Raw genomic sequence first — 17,449 nt, 5'->3', positions numbered from 1 at the left:
TTCTCACGATTTCCTGATCCGCATCCACCCGTGCCGCGAAGGATGACCACCCGTCCCGCGGGGAACGGTCCGCACTACGGGGACGGTCCCCGTACGGCACGGCGCCGCGTGGCGTCCGGAACCGGCCGCGCCGGATTGGGGACCTGGCGGCCATCGGGTTTACGCTGCGGAGAAATATCAGGAAATCTGCGCCAAATGCGGATACGGGATATAGATCGTTCTTTACGATTCTCCATGAGCGGCAGTCAAGTCACCGGAGGGAACGTGGCGGGGTTCGAGGGCGTCATGATCGGCCGCGCGAGCGGTCACCCCGGCGGATCGGGTCCGGTGCCCTCTCGCCGCGGCGCCCGTGGGGCCGCCGGAATCCCGGCACACGCCGGGAAGCGGAGCATGGAGCTGCGGTGGAACGGGTGAACCGCCGTTTCGTCGCCAAGGACCCGGCCTCTTCGACCCCCAGGATGAGCAGTCCGGCGACCATGCACGAGCAGCTGTCCCTGCTCAACGCGGCCAGCAAGCGCATCGGCAGCACGCTGGACATGTTCGAGACCGGCAGGGAGCTGATGAACGTCGCCGTGCCGCGCTTCGCGGACGCGGCGGGCATCCTGGTCCAGGACAGGCTGCTGACCGAGGGAGAGTTCGCCCAGCGCAGCATCGACGGCTCCGCGCTGGTACGGCGGATCGCCGTCGGCGTCTCCAGCACCACCCCCGACGACTACGCCGACGCCTTCCCCGTGGACGAGGTCACCAGCTACGCGGCGTGGACGCCGTACGCCAGGTGCATGGCGACCGGCAACCCGATCCTCTATCCCCGTCTCGGGCGCAGGACCTCGGAGGAGATCGGGCGCTCCTCCAAGCGCGAGTCGGTCGCCCGGGTGCTGGAGGACAGTTCCTTCCTCGCGGTGCCGTTGAAGGCGCGGGGCCGGGTGCTCGGCTTCGTCATCTTCACCCGCAGACCCGACAGCGAGCCCTTCGACGAGCAGGACGTGAACCTCGCCGAGGAGCTGGCGGCCAGGACCGCGGTCTGCCTCGACAACGCCCGCCTCTACAACCGCGAACGCCGTACCGCGCTGACCCTGCAGAGCAGCCTGCTGCCCGCCGACCTCTACCAGCCGCTCGGCCTGACGATCGCCTCCCGCTACCTGCCCGCCAGCGACCTGGTCGGGGTCGGCGGCGACTGGTACGACGTGATCCCGCTGCCCGGCTGCCGGGTCGCCCTCGTCGTCGGCGACGTGATGGGGCACGGCATCAGGGCCGCCGCGACGATGGGCCAGCTGCGCACCGCAGCCCGGACCCTCGCCAGCCTCGACCTGTGCCCGTCCGAGGTGCTCTTCCGGCTCAACCGGATGAGCCAGGACCTGGACACCACCCAGATCGCGACCTGCCTCTACGCCACCTACGACCCGGTCACCCGCGCCTGCGCGATCTCCTGCGCCGGGCACGTTCCCCCCGTTCTCGTACGGCCGGGCGGCGAGACCGAGTTGCTTGAGCTGCCCGCCGGTCTGCCCCTCGGCATCGGCAACGAGCCCTTCGAGCGGCGTGAGCTGGTGCTGCCGCACGACTCGATCCTCGCCTTCTACACCGACGGCCTGGTCGAGAGCCGGGAACGCGACATCGACGAGGGCATCGGCATGCTGCGCGACCTGCTCACCGGTGGGCGCCACGACCTTGAGGAGCTGTGCGACCTCACGATCGGCGCGCAGCGTCCCGGGCACGAGCGCGACGACATCGCGCTCCTGCTCGCCAGGGTGCGTGAGCTCGATGAGGACGACGTCGTCGATCTCCTGCTGCCGCCCGACCCCCGCTCCGCCGGGCAGGCCCGTGCCTTCGTGCGCACCACGCTCGCCGAGTGGCGGCTCGACGCGATCGTGGACAACGTCGAGCTCATGGTCAGCGAGCTGGTCGCCAACGCCGTCGAGCACGGCTCCGGCAGCGTCGGGCTGCGGCTGCTGCGCGGCCCGACGCTGGTGTGCGAGGTGAGTGACCGCTCGACGGTGCTGCCGTCGATGCGGGACGCGGGCAGCGAGGACGACACAGGGCGCGGCCTCCACCTCGTCAACTGGCTCGCCCACCGGTGGGGGTCCAGGACGACCTCCAAGGGGAAGGTCGTCTGGGTCGAGCAGCGGCTGCCGTAGGTCAAGACAGGGCTTTCCTCCTGAGGGAGGGCAGGTGCCCGGCCAGTCTGAGGGCTCCCCTGAAGGCCGCCCTGGCCAGGCGGTTGTCGTCGACGAACTGCCGGGCGGCCCTGAGTGACCTGCGCACGGCGGCGAAGCCGTACTCGCGCATCTGCGTCTCGTAGTCCGCGATGGCCGTGACGGGGTCCGCGCCGTCGCGCAGCGCGCGGGTGAGCAGGCAGGCGTCGCGCAGGGCGGCGTTGGCTCCGATCCCCCGCATCGGGGTCATGCTGTGCACCGCGTCGCCGAGCAGGGTGATGTTCGTCGCGGGCCAGGGCTCTACGGGGACCGCGGTGCGGACCGGCAGCAGGGAGACGCTCTCCGGGGCCGAGGCGGTGACCAGTCTCCGCAGGTCGGGGTGCCAGCCGGTGACCATCTCCGCGACGGTGTCCCTGAGCTCCTGGCCTGTCATGTCGGAAAGGCCGGTGGGGAAGCGTCCCGTCGAGGCGCCGAAGACCCACATGACGTAGTCGCCGGCCCCGTCGCGCCCCGCCTCCTCCCGGGTGAACTCCTGCGGCGCCGTGAACATGCCGCATCCTCGCGGCGGGATGATCATGTTGGGTCCCCGCCACAGCCGGGGGACGACCTGGGCGCGTGTCTCGGCGGTGAGGGGGAACCTCCCCGCGACCGTGAGGATGCCGGTGTCGATCCGCCGGGCGTGCGGGAGGTACTGCCTCCTGACCCGGGAGTTACCGCCGTCGGCCGCGACCACGACGTCGGCGTTCTCGGTCGTCCCGTCGGCGAAGTGCAGGGTCACGGTCCCGTCGGGCTCCCGGGTGTAGCGCTCGTAGGTCCTGTCGAACCGCACGACGTCGGACAGCCCGGACAGCAGCAGTTCGCGCAGCGTGACCCGGCTGATGGAGTGGTGGTCGTCCAGCGGATCCTGCCGCGGCGGGGTCTCCAGCACCATCAGGCGCCCCATCTTCTCGGTGAGGAAGCCGAAGTCCCGGCCGCTCCTCGTCGCCGTGGCCAGGAACCTCTCCCACAGGTCCTTCGGCAGGCACTCGTTGAGCGCGCGAGCTCCCGTGGGGTCGATGTGGATGCGGTATCCCTGGAGCCTGTCGCCGGGCGTGCGGTCGCGCTCGTGGACCGTCACGTCCACCCCCGCACGGTGCAGTCCCTGCGCCAGGCACAGTCCGCCGAGACCGCCACCGATGATCGCCACTCGCGAGTTCGTCATACCTCACTATCGGCCATCGCGAGGCTCGTCGAGCGAGTTCGTCACACCCATGGTCATGCCCGACGAGCGCGATGACTCCTGGCCATTCAGGAGTTACGGTCGAATTGAGGAGCTGGGGAGGGCATCATGATCATCGACGTACGCGAGGCCTACCGGCGCGCGCTGGACGACTTCGGCGCTCTCGTGCACAGGATCCCCCCGGAGCAGTGGCACAACCCGACGCCCTGCGTGGACTGGGACGTGCGAGCGCTCGTCAACCACGTGGTCAGCGAGAACCTGTGGGCTCCGGAGTTGCTCGGTGGCCGGACCGCCGCCGAGGTCGGGGACACCTTCGAGGGCGACCTGCTCGGCGACGACCCGCTGAAGGCGTTCGACACCTCGGCGACGGCCGCGGTGCAGGCCGCCTACGAGGAGGGGGCGCTGACCCGCCTGGTCAGGCTCTCCTTCGGGGACGTGCCCGGCGGGGAGTACGTCACCGAGCTGTTCGCCGACGCCCTCATCCACACCTGGGACCTGGCCAGGGCGATCGGCGCCGACGAGCGGCTCGATCCTGAGCTGGTCGAGGCGTGCGCGGCGTGGTTCGCGGGCGCGGAGGCCGGCTACCGGCAGGCGGGGGTCATCGGGGAGCAGCAGCCGACCCCCTCGGACACCGACGCCCAGACGCGTCTGCTCGCCTCGTGGGGACGCCGCGGCTAACGCGACGTCGGGCGTTTTCCGTGGTTGGCCTTGCTCCTCTTGCGGGCACGGTTCTTGCGCGCTCGTTTCCCCATGTCGCCCTCCTTCCGTGGGGCCCGTCGAATGGCCCCACTTACCACGTTCCTCCTGAGTCGCCCGCCGTACAAGAGGGGGGTCCTAGGCTCCTCGCATGAGCGAGAAGCTGATGGCGCGCTGGCGCTCCCTGGCCGGGACCGAGGCCGACCGGCTCGGCGCCGACCTGCTGTCCCGGTACGGCGAGCCGCACCGCAGGTATCACACGACCACCCACCTGGAGACCGTGCTCGACCACGTCGACGCGCTCGCGGACAGTGCCGCCAACCCCGATCTGGTACGGCTCGCGGCCTGGTTCCACGACGCCGTCTACGACCCCCGGCGGGGTGACAACGAGGAGCGCAGCGCCAGGATCGCCGAGCGGGCGCTGCCCGAGCTGGGGGTCTCCCCCGAGGCCGTCGCGACGGTCGCGCGCCTTGTCAGGCTCACGGTCACCCACGCCCCCGAGCCCGGGGACGCGGACGGGGCCGTGCTGTGCGACGCCGACCTGGCGATCCTGGCCTCCTCGCCGGAGGAGTACGCCGCCTACGCCGCCGCGGTGCGCGAGGAGTACTCCTTCGTGCCGGACGAGGACTTCAGGCGGGGCAGGGCGGCCGTGCTGCGCTCGCTACTCGACCTCCCCGTGATCTTCCACGTCGCGGACCTCGAAGCGCAGGCACGGGCGAACATCCACGCCGAGCTTGAGCGACTGTGAGCGATTAACCCCCACAATCCAACATTCTCCTTCGTGACCTTGTGGTAATTTGCTGGAGTCTGGTGGATTGAGGGGGGATTGATGCTCGCCCAGCAGCGGCAGCAGGTGATTCTCGAACGGGTGCGCGGCAGCGGCGGGGTCAGGGTCGCCGACCTGGTCCGCGAGTTCGGCGTCTCCGACATGACGATCCGCAGGGACCTTGAGGCCCTGGCGGAGCGCGGCCTCGTCGAGAAGGTCCACGGCGGGGCGACGGCCACGGGGCCGGGTTCGACCGAGGAGCCCGGGTTCACCGCCAAGTCCGCGCGCCAGCAGCCGGAGAAGGAGGCCATCGCCAGGCACGCCGCCGACCTCGTCAGGCCGGGCACGGCGATAGCGCTGTCCGCGGGGACCACGACGTGGACGCTCGCCCACTTCGTGACCGACGTGCCCGAGCTGACGGTGATCACCAACTCGATCCGGATCGCCGAGGTCTTCCACCGGGCACCGCGCGCCGACCGCACCGTGGTGCTGACCGGCGGGGTGCGCACCCCCTCCGACGCGCTGGTCGGCCCGGTGGCCGTCGCCGCCGTCAGGGGACTGCACGTGGACACCCTGTTCCTCGGCGTGCACGGGATGAGCGTCCGCGCCGGGTTCACCACCCCCAACCTGCTTGAGGCGGAGACCGACAGGGCACTCGTCGCCTCGGCGCACCGCCTGGTCGTGCCCGCCGACCACACCAAGTGGGGAACTGTCGGGATCAGCACGATCGCCGCGCTGTCCGAGGCCCACGTCCTGATCACCGACGCCGGGTTGGGCCAGGAGGCCCGCGAGGAACTCGCCACCAGGGTCGGCGAGCTGGTCGTCGCCGAACCGGCCCGGCACGACGGGACGCGAGACCGATGAGACGCACCGCGACCCACCTGGCCGACGGCCGCGAGCTCTTCTACTACGACCTGCGGGACGACGCGGACCGGAGCGCGACCGACAGACGTGACCTGCCGCCCCGGCCGACCGCCTCCGAGCTGCGTTACGACCCGCTCACCGAGGAGTGGGTCGCGATCGCCGGGCACCGGCAGGGCCGTACGTTCCTGCCGCCCGCCGACGAGTGCCCGCTGTGCCCCTCCGCGCCAGGCCGCCCGACCGAGATCCCCTCCCCCACCTACGACGTGGCGGTCTTCGAGAACCGCTTCCCGTCCTTCTCCGCGAACCTGGGCACCTATCCGCAGGTGGGCGGCCTGAGTGAGGTACGGCCCGGCGTTGGCAGGTGCGAGGTCGTCTGCTTCACCTCCGAGCACGACTTGTCCTTCTCCATGCTCTCGCCGGAGCGAGTCGAGCTGGTGATGGAGGCGTGGATCGACCGCACCGTGGAGCTTTCCGCGCTACCCGGGGTCGAGCAGGTGTTCTGCTTCGAGAACCGCGGGCCGGAGATCGGCATCACGCTGCCCCACCCGCACGGCCAGATCTACGCCTATCCCTACGTGACCCCGCGCACCCGGACCCTTCTCGGCGCGGCGCGGCGCCACAGGGAGCGCACCGGCGGCGACCTCTTCGCCGACGTGCTCGCGGCCGAGCGGGAGGCCGCCGAGCGCGTGGTCGCGGCCAACGAGCACTGGACGGCGTTCGTGCCCGCCGCGGCCCGCTGGCCGGTCGAGGTCCACCTCTATCCGCACCGCAGGGTCGCCGGTCTCGACGAACTCGAACCCGCGGAGCGTACGGCCTTCGGACCGCTCTACACCGAGGTGCTGCGCCGCCTTGACGGCCTGTTCGGGGTGCCCATGCCGTACGTCTCGGCCTGGCACCAGGCACCGGTGCGGGAGGGCAGGGACCTGGCGTACACGCACCTTGAGCTGTTCAGCATCCGCAGGGCGCCGGACAAGCTGAAGTATCTCGCCGGGTCGGAATCGGCCATGGGGGCCTTCGTGAACGACGTGCTCCCCGAGGAGACCGCGCGGCGTCTGCGGGCCGTTGTCACGGATTGATCACCGATTGGTCTCGTCTTGGGGTCGCGCGGCCACCCGTTTACCACTACTATCCTCACGCATCGGACAAACAGCCCGATATGCCTAATCTCAGGTGCCTCACCTGAGAGCCGGGGACCCACGCATCTGGGGTGAACCACTTCGGTGGAAGGGCTTCCTCCAGCCCGAACCCGTCAGCTAACCCGGTCGGCGTCAGGAGAGGAGAGCTGTGACGGCTCTGTCCCCCAAGACGTCCCCCACGACGTCCCCCGCGTCACGCACATTCCGACACCGTACGGCCGCCGCCTGCCTGGCCTCGGCCCTCACCTTCGGCCTGGTCCTCGGCACCGCGGGGACTGCGGGCGCCGCGCCGAAGCCCAACGAGTCCCAGCTCCGCGCCGAACTGGCCCAGCTCAACAAGAAGATCGACCGGCTCATCGAGACCTACGCCGCGAAACGGGAGTCCCTGAAGAAGGCGCAGGAGGCGGAGAAGGACGCCAAGGCCGACCTGCGCGAGGCCGAGGAGGCCTACGCCGAGGCGGGCAGGCAGGTCGCCTCCATCGTCCAGGTCCGTTACCAGAACGGCCCCCTCGACCTGCCCTCGATCCTTTCGGCCCCCAGCGTGGGCGGCGCGGCCGTCATGGAACAGCTCACCGCCCAGCAGAGCGCCCAGCTACAGAACTTCGCCCGCAGCCGGGACCTCATGAAACAGGCCGCCGACAGGGCGGCCCAGCTCTCCAGGAGGATCGGACAGGAGGCCAAGGACGTGCAGGTTCAGCGCGAGGACGCGGAGAAGGTCATCCGCGTGATCGAGGACAAACTCCAGCAACTCGTCCCCACGGGCTCGGGACGTCTCGCCGACGGAAGCTGGGCGCCCCAGCTGCCCACCGGGACCGACAACATCACCGACCGCACGCGGATCATGCGCGAGGCCGTCGAGCGGGCCTTCGAGCTGCCCCATGAGGTCGGCTGCTACCGGGCGGAGAACGACGGGGGCGAGCACCCCCTCGGCCGCGCCTGCGACTTCATGATGAGCACCGGCGGGTCCGTGCCCACCGCGGAGAACGTCAAGCTCGGCGACGAGATCGCCGCCTGGGCCCTGGAGAACAAGAGCAGGCTCGGCGTCAAGTACGTGATCTGGCGTCAGCGCATCAACACCGGTTCCGGCTGGCGCGCCATGTCCGACCGAGGTGGCGTCACCGCCAACCACTACGACCACGTGCACATCTCGATGTACTGAAAGACGCCCGCCTCCCAGCCGGTCACGCGGGTGCGCCGCCCCCACACCACACCCGCGCACCCGCGTGACCCCGGCTTCCCTGCGGGGTCACCCCACGGTCGTCTCGGCTATCGCCTCCGCGATGCGCCGGTCGAGGTGCGACAGGTCGGGCGGGTGGGCCACGCTCGCCTCGGCGAAACGGGTGAGCAGCCTGGCGAAGACCTCCCGGTCCGCCTCGTCCCAGTCGGCGATCAGGCTGTCCACGTAGGCACGCCGGGAGGCGACGACCACCTCCCGCACGCGCCGCCCCCTCGGGCTCAGCCGCAGCCTGGCCCGCCTGGCGTCGAACTCGGACTCCTCACGCTCGACGAACCCGGCGCCGACCGCGTCGTTGACCAGCCTGCTCGCGGTCGAGGGATCGACGTCGAGCTGCTCGGCCACGGCCCCGACGGTCACCTCGGGAAGATCCAACTCCAGCTTGTGTACGGCGTGCACGACCATCACGTTCGACATCTGCACCGCCCGCTGCTGGTCGGCCCTGCGTGGACGCAACGGCCGCGCCCAGATCCTGCGCAGTCGGAACAGTGCCACGTCGATCACCGCTCCCGGCGTTACATCCCTCACGACGCAACCTTACCCGTGCGCACGACCGGTTCCCGGAACGCTCAGCCTGCCAGACGGACGGGGTTGACCAGGTCGGCGTACATCAGCAGACCGGCCATGATGACCATCACGAAGGCGATCGCGTAGGTCAGCGGAAGCGCCTTGGCGATGTCCACGTGCCCCGGGGTCGGGCGGCGGGTCACCCGCGCGAAGGCCCGCTTGAGGCCCTCCCACAGGCCGCCCGCAATGTGCCCCCCGTCGAGCGGGAGCAGCGGGATGAGGTTGAACAGGCCGATCGCCAGGTTGAAGCCCGCCAGCAGGTTGATGAAGGTCGCGACCTTGTTCTCCAGCGGGGCGGAGGAGGCGGCGATCTCACCGCCGATGCGGCCCGCCCCGATGATGCCGATCGGGCCGTTCTTGTCGCGCTCCTCGCCGGAGAAGGCGGCGTTCCACACGCCGACCATCTTCTCGGGGAAGCGCATCAGCGAGCCCGCGGTCGCCGCGGTGAGGTTCCACATCTGGGTGGTCACCGAGCCGATGCCCTGCCGCTCGATGATCGTGGTGGGGCTGACGCCGAGGTAGCCGACCCCCTTGTCGATCTTCCCGGGCACGTCGAGCGACTCACGGTCCTGGGCGATGAGGGTGGCGTTCAGGGTGACCGCCTGGCCGTTCCTGGTGACGCCGATCGCGACCGGTCCCGCGCCGTGCCCCCGGATGGCCCGGGTCGCCTCCTCCCAGGTCGGGGTCGGCTTGCCCGCCACGGAGACGATGACGTCACCGGGGCGCAGCCCGGCCGCGGCGGCGGGGCTCGGCTTGTCGGCGGAGGTGCACTCGGGGTTCTTGGTGTACTCGGCGGTGGTCTTGACGCACTTGGGGACCGAGTCGACCCGCGTCGTCAGCACGCCGACGCCGAAGCCCATCAGCACAACCGCGAACAGCACGAAGGCCAGCACGAAGTTCATCGCGGGGCCGCCCGCCATGACGATGACCTTCTGCCACCACGGCTTGCGGTAGAAGACCCGGTTCTCGTCGCCCGGCCTGACCTCCTCAAGCGCCACGTCACGGGCGTTCTCGATCAGGGCACGCCACGGGCCGGTCGAGACGGCGCGCAGCTTGTTCGGGTCGTCGGCCGGCCTCGGCGGGAGCATGCCGATCATCCGGATGTAGCCGCCCAGCGGAATCCACTTGACGCCGTACTCGGTCTCGCCCCTGCGCCGTGACCACATCGTCGGACCGAAGCCGACCATGTACTGGGTGACCTTGACGCCGAACAATTTGGCGGGGACCAGATGGCCCACCTCGTGCAGCGCGATCGACGCCATCAGTCCGAAGAAGAAGACAGCGATCCCGAAGAGCCAGCTCACAGGTTCCTACCCCCCGGTCGCGGAGCCGCGGACAACGCCCCCTAAGAGATTAGCCGAATTATCGCGGGCCCAGGCGTCGCCGACGAACCTCCCCGCGCCCCGCCCCTTGCGCGGGCCTTGCCGAACAGAGAGACTTCGTTGACAGTGAGCGACCGCTCGGTGACCCAGCGAGAGAGCTGTCGGGGGGCGAACGTGATCGGGATCCTCGTTGCCGAGCACCGGCCGGTGGTCCGCCGGGGGTTGGTGGCCTCGCTTGAGAGCGAGGCCGGTCTGAAGGTCGTCGCGGAGGTCAGCGCGGGAGACGCCGTCCTGCCCGCCGTCCTCGAACACGGTCCTGAGACGGCAGTCGTCGACCTCGACCTGCCCGGTGCCGACGGTTTCGCCGTCGCGCTCGAACTGCACGCCCAGGCTCCCGGCTGCGGCGTCCTGCTGGTCTCACACCGCCCCAAGCCGGGTCAGGTACGGCGGGCCTTCGCGGCGCACGCGCTCGGGCTCATGAGCCTGGGGGTCAGCCCCGAGCAGCTCGCCTCGGGCATCCGCAGGGTCGCGGCAGGGCAGCGGGTCGTCGATCCCGAACTGGCCGTGGCCGCCCTGGAGATCGCGGAGAACCCGCTGACCCGCAGGGAGATGGACGTGCTCAGGCTGGCCGCCCTCGGGGCGCGGTCCAACGAGATCGCCGACCAGCTCTTCCTCTCGGTTGGAACGGTCCGCAACCACCTGTCGCGGATCATGTGCAAGACCCGGGCCCGCAGCAGGCTCGACGCCGTGCGGATCGCCAGCGACTCCGGGTGGCTGTAGGCCCCTCAGGGGCGCCAGATGAGGATCAGGGCGCAGTCGTCGTTGTGTCCGGCCGACATGGAGGCGACCAGGCTGCGTGCGCCGCTGCGGAAGCCCGAGGGCAGCAGCCGTTCCGCCTCCCCGAGCAGGCGGTCGAGGCCCGCGTCGATGTCGCGTCCCGGCTGCTCGATCAGCCCGTCGGTGTAGAGCATGAGGGCGTCGCCCTTACGGAGCATCCCCCGGTCGGGCTCGCAGTGCAGGTCGGGAACGATCCCGAGGACCACGCCCTTGGCCGGGGAGACCCGCCAGGCGCCCGCCCCCGAGTCGAACTTGACCACCGGCGGGTGCCCGGCCGAGGTGATGACGTACTCGCCGGTCGCGAGGTTGAGCCGGACGTGCACGGCCGTCACGAAGCCCTCCGCCTCGCGCTGGCGGTGCAGGTAGGTGTTGCACGAGCCCAGGAAGTCGGAGACCGAGCCGAGCAGGCCGCCGAACGTCCCGGAGAGCATCAGCGCCCTGGTCCCGGCGTCCACGCCCTTGCCGGAGACGTCGACGAGGGCGAGTTCGACCGTGTCGCCCTCGCGCATGGAGACCAGGAAGTCGCCGCCGAAGGAGGAGCCACCCGCCTGGGTGAGCACGACCCGTGAGTCCCAGCCCTTGGGCAGCCGGGGCAGCTCGCTCTGGCGCTTGAGCCGGTCGCGCAGCTCCAGCAGCATCGCGTCGCCGCGCAGCCCCTGCACGCCGAGCTTGCCTCTGGTACGTGCCATCAGCGCGGCCAGCACCCCGGTGAAGCCGAAGGTGGCCAGCATGCCGGGGCCGATGTGCTCGATGCCGCGGGTGACCCCCACGTAGATCAGGCAGACCGCGACCGCGCACAGCAGTTTGACCAGACTGCGGAGCCTGAGCTGCAGGCCGCCGAGGAGGGTGATCGGGATCATGAGCGCGGGTGAGAACCACTCCGCGGAGATCCTGGCGCCCAGGCCGCCGACCACGAGCGTGAGCACGATCAGCGTGACGAGCAGGTTGCGGTCACGGGCCAGCGGCCCACGACGCAGAAGCCGTACGAGGGGGACCAGAAGGGGCACCCTCACCAGGAACGCACGGAGCGCCGGAGGTATCAGCGGCACCGGACGGGAACTCATGATGCGCTCGACTGTATCGGCCCACCTCCCGTTTGGGCAGCCCACTTGACCAATGCCTTGATCATTAAGGGCGGATATTGAATGGCCGGGAGGGTTTGTCCGACCTACCGTAGGACGAATGAGCCTTAGCCTGCGTTCTCTGACCGAAAACGATTACCCTGCGTGGATGCGGGTGGACGAAGAGGCCTTCGGCAACGCCTTCCCCCCGCACCGCTGGGAGCTGTTCAAGAACCTGGTCGAGCTCGACCGGTCGCTCGGCGCCTTCGACGGCGAGGAACTGGTCGGCGCCGTCTGTCTGTGCGGCTTCACCATGACGGTCCCCGGCGGCGCGGCCCCGGTCGCGGGCGTCACCGCGGTCGCCGTGCTTCCCTCACACCGCCGCAGGGGCATCCTGTCCGGCCTCATGACCCGCCAGCTCGCCGTACTGCGCGAACAGGGTGAGTCGATCGCCGCCCTGTACGCCTCCGAGGCCGCGATCTACGGACGTTTCGGGTTCGGCAGAGCCGCGGACACCCTCACCTTCGACATCCCCACCCACCGTTCGGCGTTCGTCGGGAACGCCCCGGTCGATCCCTCGCTGCGGCTGCGCCTCGTCGATCCCGTGGCGGCCAGGAGCACCTTCGAGAAGGTCTTCGAGGCCGGGCTCGACAGCCGCCCCGGCCTCTACGCCCGTACGCAGACCCGCTGGGACTCGGTACTGTCCGACCAGGAGAGCGACCGGGGTGACGCGGGCGTGCTGCGCGCCGTGGTCGTCGAGGACGACGGGGGTCCCCGTGGCTACGCGCTCTTCAGGATCAAGCCGTCCTTCACCGTCCACGACGTGCCGGACGGCGAGCTGCGGCTCAAGGAGCTGGTCGGGCTCGACCCGGCCGCCTACGCCCTGCTCTGGCGGCACGTGCTCGACCGCGACCTGGTCACCCGGGTCACGGCGGGCATGCGGCCCTCGGACGACCCGCTGATCCACCTGCTGGCCGAGCCCCGCCACCTCAACGCCGCGTGGCTGGACGAGCTGTGGATCCGCGTCGTGGACGTCGAACGGGCGCTTCCCCTGCGGCGCTACTCGGCGCCCGTGGACGTGGTGATCGAGGTCGAGGACCCGGTCTGCCCGTGGAACGCGCGCCGCTGGCGGCTGACGGCCGACACCCAGCAGGCCCGGTGCGTGCCCGCCGACGACGCCGAGGCCGACCTGGTCGTGCCGATCTCCATACTGAGCGCGGCCTACATGGGGGGACGCCCGCTCGCGGCCACGCAGGCCGCGGGGCTGGTGCGCGAGACGCGCGAGGGGGCGGTCAGGCGGCTTTCGACCGCGATGTCATGGGACCCGGCCCCCTGGGCCGGTCTGGTCTTCTGACCCTCCCCCGGCGTGACGGCGCGGGTTAGGGTGAGGCATGGCACTGCAGAGCTTGCAGATCAACGCGACCGTCGCCATGCGAGCCAGGGACGTCTCCCGGCCGACGAGTGAGCAGCAGGAGGCCGCCGACAGGCGGCCCCTGCGGGACGAGACACAGCGCGGACAGTCCTCCGCGCGCCGCAGGGCCCCGGGACCGAGGCCCGCCCAGGAGCGTCAGGGCAGCGGCGGAAGCTGACCGATCGTCTCGTAGGACGTCAACTGGGCGATCCTGCGGTTGTGCCGCTCCTGCCCCGAGTAGGGGGTGGTGAGGAACAACTCGACGAAGCGGACCGCCTCCTCCTGCGTGTGCATCCTGGCGCCGAGGCTGACCACGTTGGCGTTGTTGTGCTCACGGGCCAGCTTGGCGGTGTCCTCGCTCCAGGCCAGGGCCGCGCGGATCCCGCGCACCTTGTTCGCCGCGATCTGCTCGCCGTTGCCCGAGCCGCCGATGACGATCCCCAGGCTGCCCGGGTCGTCCGCGACGCCGAGCGCCGCGCGCAGCACGAACGCGGGATAGTCGTCCTCCGCGTCGTAGACGAACGGCCCGCAGTCCGTCACGTCGTGGCCGTGCTCCTTGAGCCAGGAGACGAGGTGGTTCTTGAGGTCATAGCCGGCATGGTCGGCACCGATGTAGACGCGCACAGGCCCAGTTTCGCAGGTACGACTGGCGGCCTCGACCCCCACCCCGGATAAGGTAACGGTCAACCTACTGCCGTAGCCCTTACAAGAGAGAGTCCTGATGCGTGACATCCGAGTGGTCGGCGACCCCGTCCTGCGTACGTCCGCCGACCCGGTCACCGAGTTCGACCGTGATCTGCGCCGCCTGATCGACGAGATGTTCGACGCGATGTACGCCGCGCAGGGCGTCGGCCTCGCCGGTCCGCAGATCGGTGTCTCGAAGCGGATCTTCGTCTACGACTGCAGCAAGCGCAAGGGGCACGTGATCAACCCCGTGCTGACCGTCGACGACGACGCCGCGGTCATGGAGGAGGAGGGCTGCCTGTCGATCCCCGGCAAGGACAGCGGCACCCCGGTCTACGCGAGCACTCCTCGCGCGGCGGGTGTCACGGTGCGCGGCCTCGACCGGCTCGGCCGTCCGATCCAGATCAAGGCGAGGGGCATGCTCGCGCGCTGCTTCCAGCACGAGACCGACCACCTCGACGGCATGCTCTACGTGGACCGTCTCGCCAAGGACGCCGCCCGCAGGGTTCTCCTCCAGGCCCGCTGACACCTCACGGGGAGGCCGGGCGGCGGCGCAGCCGGAAGAGGGGTCGGGACATCAGGCCGAGGCCCGCGGCCAGCAGCAGGACGACCACGATCCACTCGTTGGAGCCGCCCTCGCCGTACACGTGACCCTGGCGGCCGGTGTCGAAGGCCCTGACGGTCTGGCCGGGGGTGAAGGTCTCCCGGTCACCGCCGTAGAAGCCGATCTCCGGCCGGACGACCTGACCGCCCTTGAACTCCCCCGTCCAGGTGCACTGCTCGTGTCCCGGATGCTGGACGCACTCGACCCGTCTGGCGGTGAAGGTGCCCCAGGTGCCCACCCCGCGCAGCGCCGCCAGAGCGGGCCCGAGGTTCTGTACGGCCAGCACCACCAGCAGCAGTCCCCCTGCGGCGATCACCAGGTCGAAAGCGGTCAGACGCGTGGTGCCCAGTCTCATGCGACGCCCTCCGGCAGAGGCGATGCCTTACGAGTCCTTCCGGAGGGTTTTACCCAGGATGTTCTGCGTTGACCGTCCGATACCGGACACCGGCCTACAGGTGAACCGCCTTGGTCTCCAGGAACTCCTCAAGCCCTGAGACGCCGAGCTCCCGGCCGACGCCCGACTGCTTGTATCCCCCGAAGGGCGCCAGCGGGTTGAACCTGCCCCCGTTGACCGTCACCTGGCCCGCCCGCAGCCTGCGCGCGACCGACAGCGCGTGCTCCTCGTCCCCCGCCCACACCGCGCCCGCCAGGCCGTACGGCGTGCCGTTGGCGATGTCGACGGCCTCGTTCTCACCGCGGCTGTAGGGGACGATCACCAGGACCGGGCCGAAGATCTCCTCCTGCTCGATGACCATCCCCGGCTCGACCCCGGCGAAGACCGTCGGCTCGACGTAGAAGCCCCGCTCGCGGGGGTTGTCGACGCCGCCGGTGACGAGTCTGGCGCCCTCCTCCTCGCCCCGGTTGATGTAGCGGACGACCCGCTCGCGCTGCGCGGCCGAGACCAGCGGGCCGAGCCGGGTGCCCTCGTCGAAGGGGTCGCCGACGGTGTACGTCCTGGCGAGGTCGACCGCCAGCCAGACGGCGTCGTCGTACTGGTCGCGGTGGACGATCATGCGGGTCAGGGCCGAGCACGTCTGGCCGGAGTTGAGGTAGGCGTTGGCCACGGTCGCCTTGACCGCGGCCCCCAGGTCGGCGTCCGGCAGCACGACGCTGGCCGACTTGCCGCCGAGTTCGAGGGTGACGCGCTTGACGGTCTCCGCGGCCAGCGCCGCCACCCTCCTGCCCGCCCTGGTCGAGCCGGTGAAGGAGACCATGTCCACCTCGGGGTGGGTGGCCAGCGCCTCACCGACGACCGAGCCCCGGCCGCTGAGCATGTTGAAGACCCCGCGGGGCAGCCCGACCTCGTCGAGGATCTCGGCGAACGCGTAGGCCGCGAGCGGCGCGACCTCGCTGGGCTTGAGCACCACCGTGCACCCGGCGGCCAGCGCCGGGGCGACCTTGGCCACGGCCTGGTGGAGCGGGTAGTTCCACGGCGTGATGGCCCCGACGACCCCGGCGGGCTCCCTCAGGACGCGGGAGTTGCCGACCCTGCCGCCCTCGAAGTCGTAGGTCTCGGCCAGCCCGGCGTAGGAGGACAGCACCTCCGCGGGCAGAAGCGTCTGCACCCGCGCCGCCAGGCCGTACGGCGTGCCCACGTCGGTGGCGACGATCCTGGCGATCTGGTCGGCGCGGTCGCGGATCAGGTCGGCCGCGGCGGCCAGCAGGCGGGCCCGTTCCGCGGGAGCCGTACGCGACCACTCGGGCAGGGCCCTGCGGGCCGCGGCGACCGCGACCTCGACGTCGGCGGGAGACCCCGCGGGCACACGGTCGACGGTCTCCTCGGTCGCGGGGTTGACGACGCCGATCCACTCGCCGGACGCCGACGGCTGCCACGCTCCGTTCAGGTAAAGGTGACGCATGTCTCTCATCCTCGCGCGGGGTGGTGGCGGGACGAGGGCTCCACGGAGCGCCACCGCGCCACTGTGACACGCCCGTCCGCCTTCGCGACGAGCGTACGGCCAGGCGCTCCCCCAGGCAGGGAATATCCAGGATCCTTGAAAACTCGTGACATCCGGGACGGCGCGTCCCGCCGGACCCGGCGCCGGCGGGACGCGGAGCCGTACGGATCAGTCGAAGATCGGGGGACGGGTGCGGGAGCGCTTGAGCTCGAAGAAGCCGTCGATGCCCGCCACGAGCCTGACGCCGTCCCAGAGCTTGGCCGCCTCCTCGCCCTTGGGCGCGGGGGAGACGACGGGGCCGAAGAAGGCGACGTCGCCGATGGCGATGACGGGGGTGCCGACCTCCTGGCCGACCCGGTTGATGCCGTCGTCGTGGGAGGCGCGCAGGACCTCGTCGAACTCCTCGGAGTCGATCGCGTCCGCGAAGGCCCTGTCGAGCCCGGCGGCCTCAAGGGCCTCCTCGACGGTCTCGCGGAGCGTGTCGAGCTCCTTGAGCCTCCCCTGGTTGTGGAAGCGCGTGCCCAGCTCGGTGTAGAGCCTGCCGACGGTCTCCGAGTCGTACTTGTCCTGCACGGCGGCGACCACGCGGACCGGGCCGATGGCCTTGGCGATCATCTCGCGGTAGGTCTCGGGGACGTCCTTGTCCTCGTTGAGGATGTTGAGACTCATGATGTGCCAGCGCGGTTCGATGGGCCGGACCTTCTCCACCTCAAGCAGCCAGCGGGAGGTCATCCAGGCGAAGGGGCAGAAGGGGTCGAACCAGAGGTCGACCGGAGTGCGCTCAGTCATCTCTCAGCTTTCTGATCGTGAGGGCTTCGCACACCGACAACCCGCGACACGGAGTTTCCTATTCCTATGACGGGTTATCACCTTGACCGGCGTCTTTATCCCCGAACATGATCGACAGTCGACTCCCAGCCCTCCGGGGGCGACGATCCAGGGCCTCACGTGGCAGGATTCAGGCACCCCTTCGCAACGAAGCGGGGGAATTTGTTGACGA

The 17,449-nt window shown here is 70.4% G+C and carries 19 protein-coding genes and 1 riboswitch; of the genes, 10 read left to right on the top strand and 9 right to left on the bottom strand.

Annotation, left to right across the window (positions count from 1 at the left end; translation table 11 throughout):
* Window positions 1-401: 401 nt before the first annotated feature.
* The gene (locus tag FHS44_RS36400) at window positions 402-2,132 is read left to right on the top strand and encodes an ATP-binding SpoIIE family protein phosphatase (protein WP_312863961.1); all 1,731 of its coding nucleotides are present in this window, start codon (window positions 402-404) and stop codon (window positions 2,130-2,132) included.
* A 1-nt stretch (window position 2,133) separates the two neighbouring features.
* Here the strand turns inward: FHS44_RS36400 and FHS44_RS36395 are convergent, their stop codons facing one another.
* Complete coding sequence (locus FHS44_RS36395; protein ID WP_184724056.1) at window positions 2,134-3,351, bottom strand: FAD-dependent oxidoreductase; 1,218 nt, start codon at window positions 3,349-3,351, stop codon at window positions 2,134-2,136.
* Window positions 3,352-3,477: 126 nt separating this feature from the next.
* Between FHS44_RS36395 and FHS44_RS36390 the strand changes: the two genes are divergently transcribed.
* Window positions 3,478-4,047: a TIGR03086 family metal-binding protein gene (locus FHS44_RS36390; protein ID WP_184724053.1), complete on the top strand. Its 570-nt coding sequence runs from the start codon at window positions 3,478-3,480 to the stop codon at window positions 4,045-4,047.
* On the opposite strand, the gene FHS44_RS42795 is transcribed toward FHS44_RS36390, so the two are convergent.
* Window positions 4,044-4,121, bottom strand: a complete 78-nt coding sequence (locus FHS44_RS42795; RefSeq protein ID WP_376771640.1) for a 50S ribosomal protein bL37 — start codon at window positions 4,119-4,121, stop codon at window positions 4,044-4,046. The two genes, FHS44_RS36390 and FHS44_RS42795, sit on opposite strands and share 4 nt — an antisense overlap.
* A 95-nt stretch (window positions 4,122-4,216) precedes the next feature.
* Here FHS44_RS42795 and FHS44_RS36385 point away from each other — a divergent pair, with 95 nt between their 5' ends.
* The 4 genes from FHS44_RS36385 (at window position 4,217) to FHS44_RS36370 (ending at window position 7,990) form a co-directional block, all read left to right on the top strand.
* The gene (locus tag FHS44_RS36385) at window positions 4,217-4,813 is read left to right on the top strand and encodes an HD domain-containing protein (RefSeq protein WP_184724050.1); all 597 of its coding nucleotides are present in this window, start codon (window positions 4,217-4,219) and stop codon (window positions 4,811-4,813) included.
* An 81-nt stretch (window positions 4,814-4,894) separates the two neighbouring features.
* Window positions 4,895-5,695 (top strand): DeoR/GlpR family DNA-binding transcription regulator, encoded by an 801-nt coding sequence (locus FHS44_RS36380; protein WP_184724047.1) that lies wholly within the window; start codon window positions 4,895-4,897, stop codon window positions 5,693-5,695.
* Entirely contained in the window at window positions 5,692-6,771 is a 1,080-nt protein-coding gene (galT, locus tag FHS44_RS36375) for a galactose-1-phosphate uridylyltransferase (RefSeq protein WP_184724044.1), read from the top strand. Before FHS44_RS36380 ends, galT begins: the two co-directional genes overlap by 4 nt.
* Before the next feature lie 71 nt (window positions 6,772-6,842).
* Window positions 6,843-6,977, top strand: a riboswitch (cyclic di-AMP (ydaO/yuaA leader).
* 2 nt (window positions 6,978-6,979) lie between these two features.
* Window positions 6,980-7,990, top strand: a complete 1,011-nt coding sequence (locus tag FHS44_RS36370; RefSeq protein WP_312863960.1) for a coiled-coil domain-containing protein — start codon at window positions 6,980-6,982, stop codon at window positions 7,988-7,990.
* An 87-nt stretch (window positions 7,991-8,077) separates the two neighbouring features.
* Here the strand turns inward: FHS44_RS36370 and FHS44_RS36365 are convergent, their stop codons facing one another.
* Together FHS44_RS36365 and FHS44_RS36360 are read right to left on the bottom strand one after the other, a co-directional pair.
* A complete protein-coding gene (locus FHS44_RS36365) occupies window positions 8,078-8,593 on the bottom strand; it encodes a MarR family winged helix-turn-helix transcriptional regulator (RefSeq protein ID WP_184724041.1) in 516 nt (171 codons plus the stop codon).
* 41 nt (window positions 8,594-8,634) lie between these two features.
* A complete protein-coding gene (locus FHS44_RS36360) occupies window positions 8,635-9,936 on the bottom strand; it encodes a M50 family metallopeptidase (protein ID WP_312863959.1) in 1,302 nt (433 codons plus the stop codon).
* A gap of 192 nt (window positions 9,937-10,128) precedes the next feature.
* Here FHS44_RS36360 and FHS44_RS36355 point away from each other — a divergent pair, with 192 nt between their 5' ends.
* The gene (locus tag FHS44_RS36355) at window positions 10,129-10,734 is read left to right on the top strand and encodes a response regulator transcription factor (protein ID WP_184724038.1); all 606 of its coding nucleotides are present in this window, start codon (window positions 10,129-10,131) and stop codon (window positions 10,732-10,734) included.
* Between the two features lie 5 nt (window positions 10,735-10,739).
* On the opposite strand, the gene FHS44_RS36350 is transcribed toward FHS44_RS36355, so the two are convergent.
* On the bottom strand, window positions 10,740-11,855 hold the full coding sequence (locus FHS44_RS36350) for a PP2C family protein-serine/threonine phosphatase (protein ID WP_184724033.1): 1,116 nt from the start codon (window positions 11,853-11,855) through the stop codon (window positions 10,740-10,742).
* 118 nt (window positions 11,856-11,973) lie between these two features.
* Here FHS44_RS36350 and FHS44_RS36345 point away from each other — a divergent pair, with 118 nt between their 5' ends.
* Entirely contained in the window at window positions 11,974-13,206 is a 1,233-nt protein-coding gene (locus FHS44_RS36345) for a GNAT family N-acetyltransferase (RefSeq protein ID WP_184724030.1), read from the top strand.
* Window positions 13,207-13,243: 37 nt separating this feature from the next.
* The gene (locus FHS44_RS36340) at window positions 13,244-13,441 is read left to right on the top strand and encodes a hypothetical protein (protein ID WP_184724027.1); all 198 of its coding nucleotides are present in this window, start codon (window positions 13,244-13,246) and stop codon (window positions 13,439-13,441) included.
* Here FHS44_RS36340 and FHS44_RS36335 read toward each other — a convergent pair.
* On the bottom strand, window positions 13,420-13,887 hold the full coding sequence (locus FHS44_RS36335; protein WP_184724024.1) for a ribose-5-phosphate isomerase: 468 nt from the start codon (window positions 13,885-13,887) through the stop codon (window positions 13,420-13,422). The genes FHS44_RS36340 and FHS44_RS36335 overlap by 22 nt on opposite strands.
* Window positions 13,888-13,984: 97 nt before the next feature.
* On the opposite strand from FHS44_RS36335, the gene def reads away from it, so the two are divergent.
* Window positions 13,985-14,473 carry a peptide deformylase gene (gene def / locus FHS44_RS36330; protein WP_184724021.1) on the top strand — a complete coding sequence of 163 codons (489 nt, stop codon included), beginning with the start codon at window positions 13,985-13,987 and terminating at the stop codon, window positions 14,471-14,473.
* 4 nt (window positions 14,474-14,477) lie between these two features.
* Here def and FHS44_RS36325 read toward each other — a convergent pair whose 3' ends face one another.
* The 3 genes from FHS44_RS36325 to FHS44_RS36315 all read right to left on the bottom strand — a co-directional run bounded on the left by FHS44_RS36325 (window position 14,478) and on the right by FHS44_RS36315 (window position 17,238).
* Window positions 14,478-14,906 (bottom strand): hypothetical protein, encoded by a 429-nt coding sequence (locus FHS44_RS36325; RefSeq protein ID WP_184724018.1) that lies wholly within the window; start codon window positions 14,904-14,906, stop codon window positions 14,478-14,480.
* Window positions 14,907-15,000: 94 nt separating this feature from the next.
* Window positions 15,001-16,410: an aldehyde dehydrogenase family protein gene (locus tag FHS44_RS36320; protein ID WP_184724015.1), complete on the bottom strand. Its 1,410-nt coding sequence runs from the start codon at window positions 16,408-16,410 to the stop codon at window positions 15,001-15,003.
* 207 nt (window positions 16,411-16,617) lie between these two features.
* The gene (locus FHS44_RS36315) at window positions 16,618-17,238 is read right to left on the bottom strand and encodes a mycothiol-dependent nitroreductase Rv2466c family protein (protein ID WP_184724012.1); all 621 of its coding nucleotides are present in this window, start codon (window positions 17,236-17,238) and stop codon (window positions 16,618-16,620) included.
* Window positions 17,239-17,449: the final 211 nt, after the last annotated feature.

It is taken from the genome of Streptosporangium saharense (assembly GCF_014203715.1).
Classification (GTDB): domain Bacteria; phylum Actinomycetota; class Actinomycetes; order Streptosporangiales; family Streptosporangiaceae; genus Streptosporangium; species Streptosporangium saharense.
This window is presented reverse-complemented; position numbering and strand designations above follow the sequence as displayed.

Coding starts and splice junctions, on each gene's coding strand:
- FHS44_RS36395 (WP_184724056.1), bottom strand. CDS start 3,351: ATGACGAACTCGCGAGTGGCGATCATCGGTGGCGGTCTCGGCGGACTG.
- FHS44_RS36390 (WP_184724053.1), top strand. CDS start 3,478: ATGATCATCGACGTACGCGAGGCCTACCGGCGCGCGCTGGACGACTTC.
- FHS44_RS42795 (WP_376771640.1), bottom strand. CDS start 4,121: ATGGGGAAACGAGCGCGCAAGAACCGTGCCCGCAAGAGGAGCAAGGCC.
- FHS44_RS36385 (WP_184724050.1), top strand. CDS start 4,217: ATGAGCGAGAAGCTGATGGCGCGCTGGCGCTCCCTGGCCGGGACCGAG.
- FHS44_RS36380 (WP_184724047.1), top strand. CDS start 4,895: ATGCTCGCCCAGCAGCGGCAGCAGGTGATTCTCGAACGGGTGCGCGGC.
- galT (WP_184724044.1), top strand. CDS start 5,692: ATGAGACGCACCGCGACCCACCTGGCCGACGGCCGCGAGCTCTTCTAC.
- FHS44_RS36350 (WP_184724033.1), bottom strand. CDS start 11,855: ATGAGTTCCCGTCCGGTGCCGCTGATACCTCCGGCGCTCCGTGCGTTC.
- FHS44_RS36345 (WP_184724030.1), top strand. CDS start 11,974: ATGAGCCTTAGCCTGCGTTCTCTGACCGAAAACGATTACCCTGCGTGG.
- FHS44_RS36340 (WP_184724027.1), top strand. CDS start 13,244: ATGGCACTGCAGAGCTTGCAGATCAACGCGACCGTCGCCATGCGAGCC.
- def (WP_184724021.1), top strand. CDS start 13,985: ATGCGTGACATCCGAGTGGTCGGCGACCCCGTCCTGCGTACGTCCGCC.
- FHS44_RS36325 (WP_184724018.1), bottom strand. CDS start 14,906: ATGAGACTGGGCACCACGCGTCTGACCGCTTTCGACCTGGTGATCGCC.
- FHS44_RS36320 (WP_184724015.1), bottom strand. CDS start 16,410: ATGCGTCACCTTTACCTGAACGGAGCGTGGCAGCCGTCGGCGTCCGGC.
- FHS44_RS36315 (WP_184724012.1), bottom strand. CDS start 17,238: ATGACTGAGCGCACTCCGGTCGACCTCTGGTTCGACCCCTTCTGCCCC.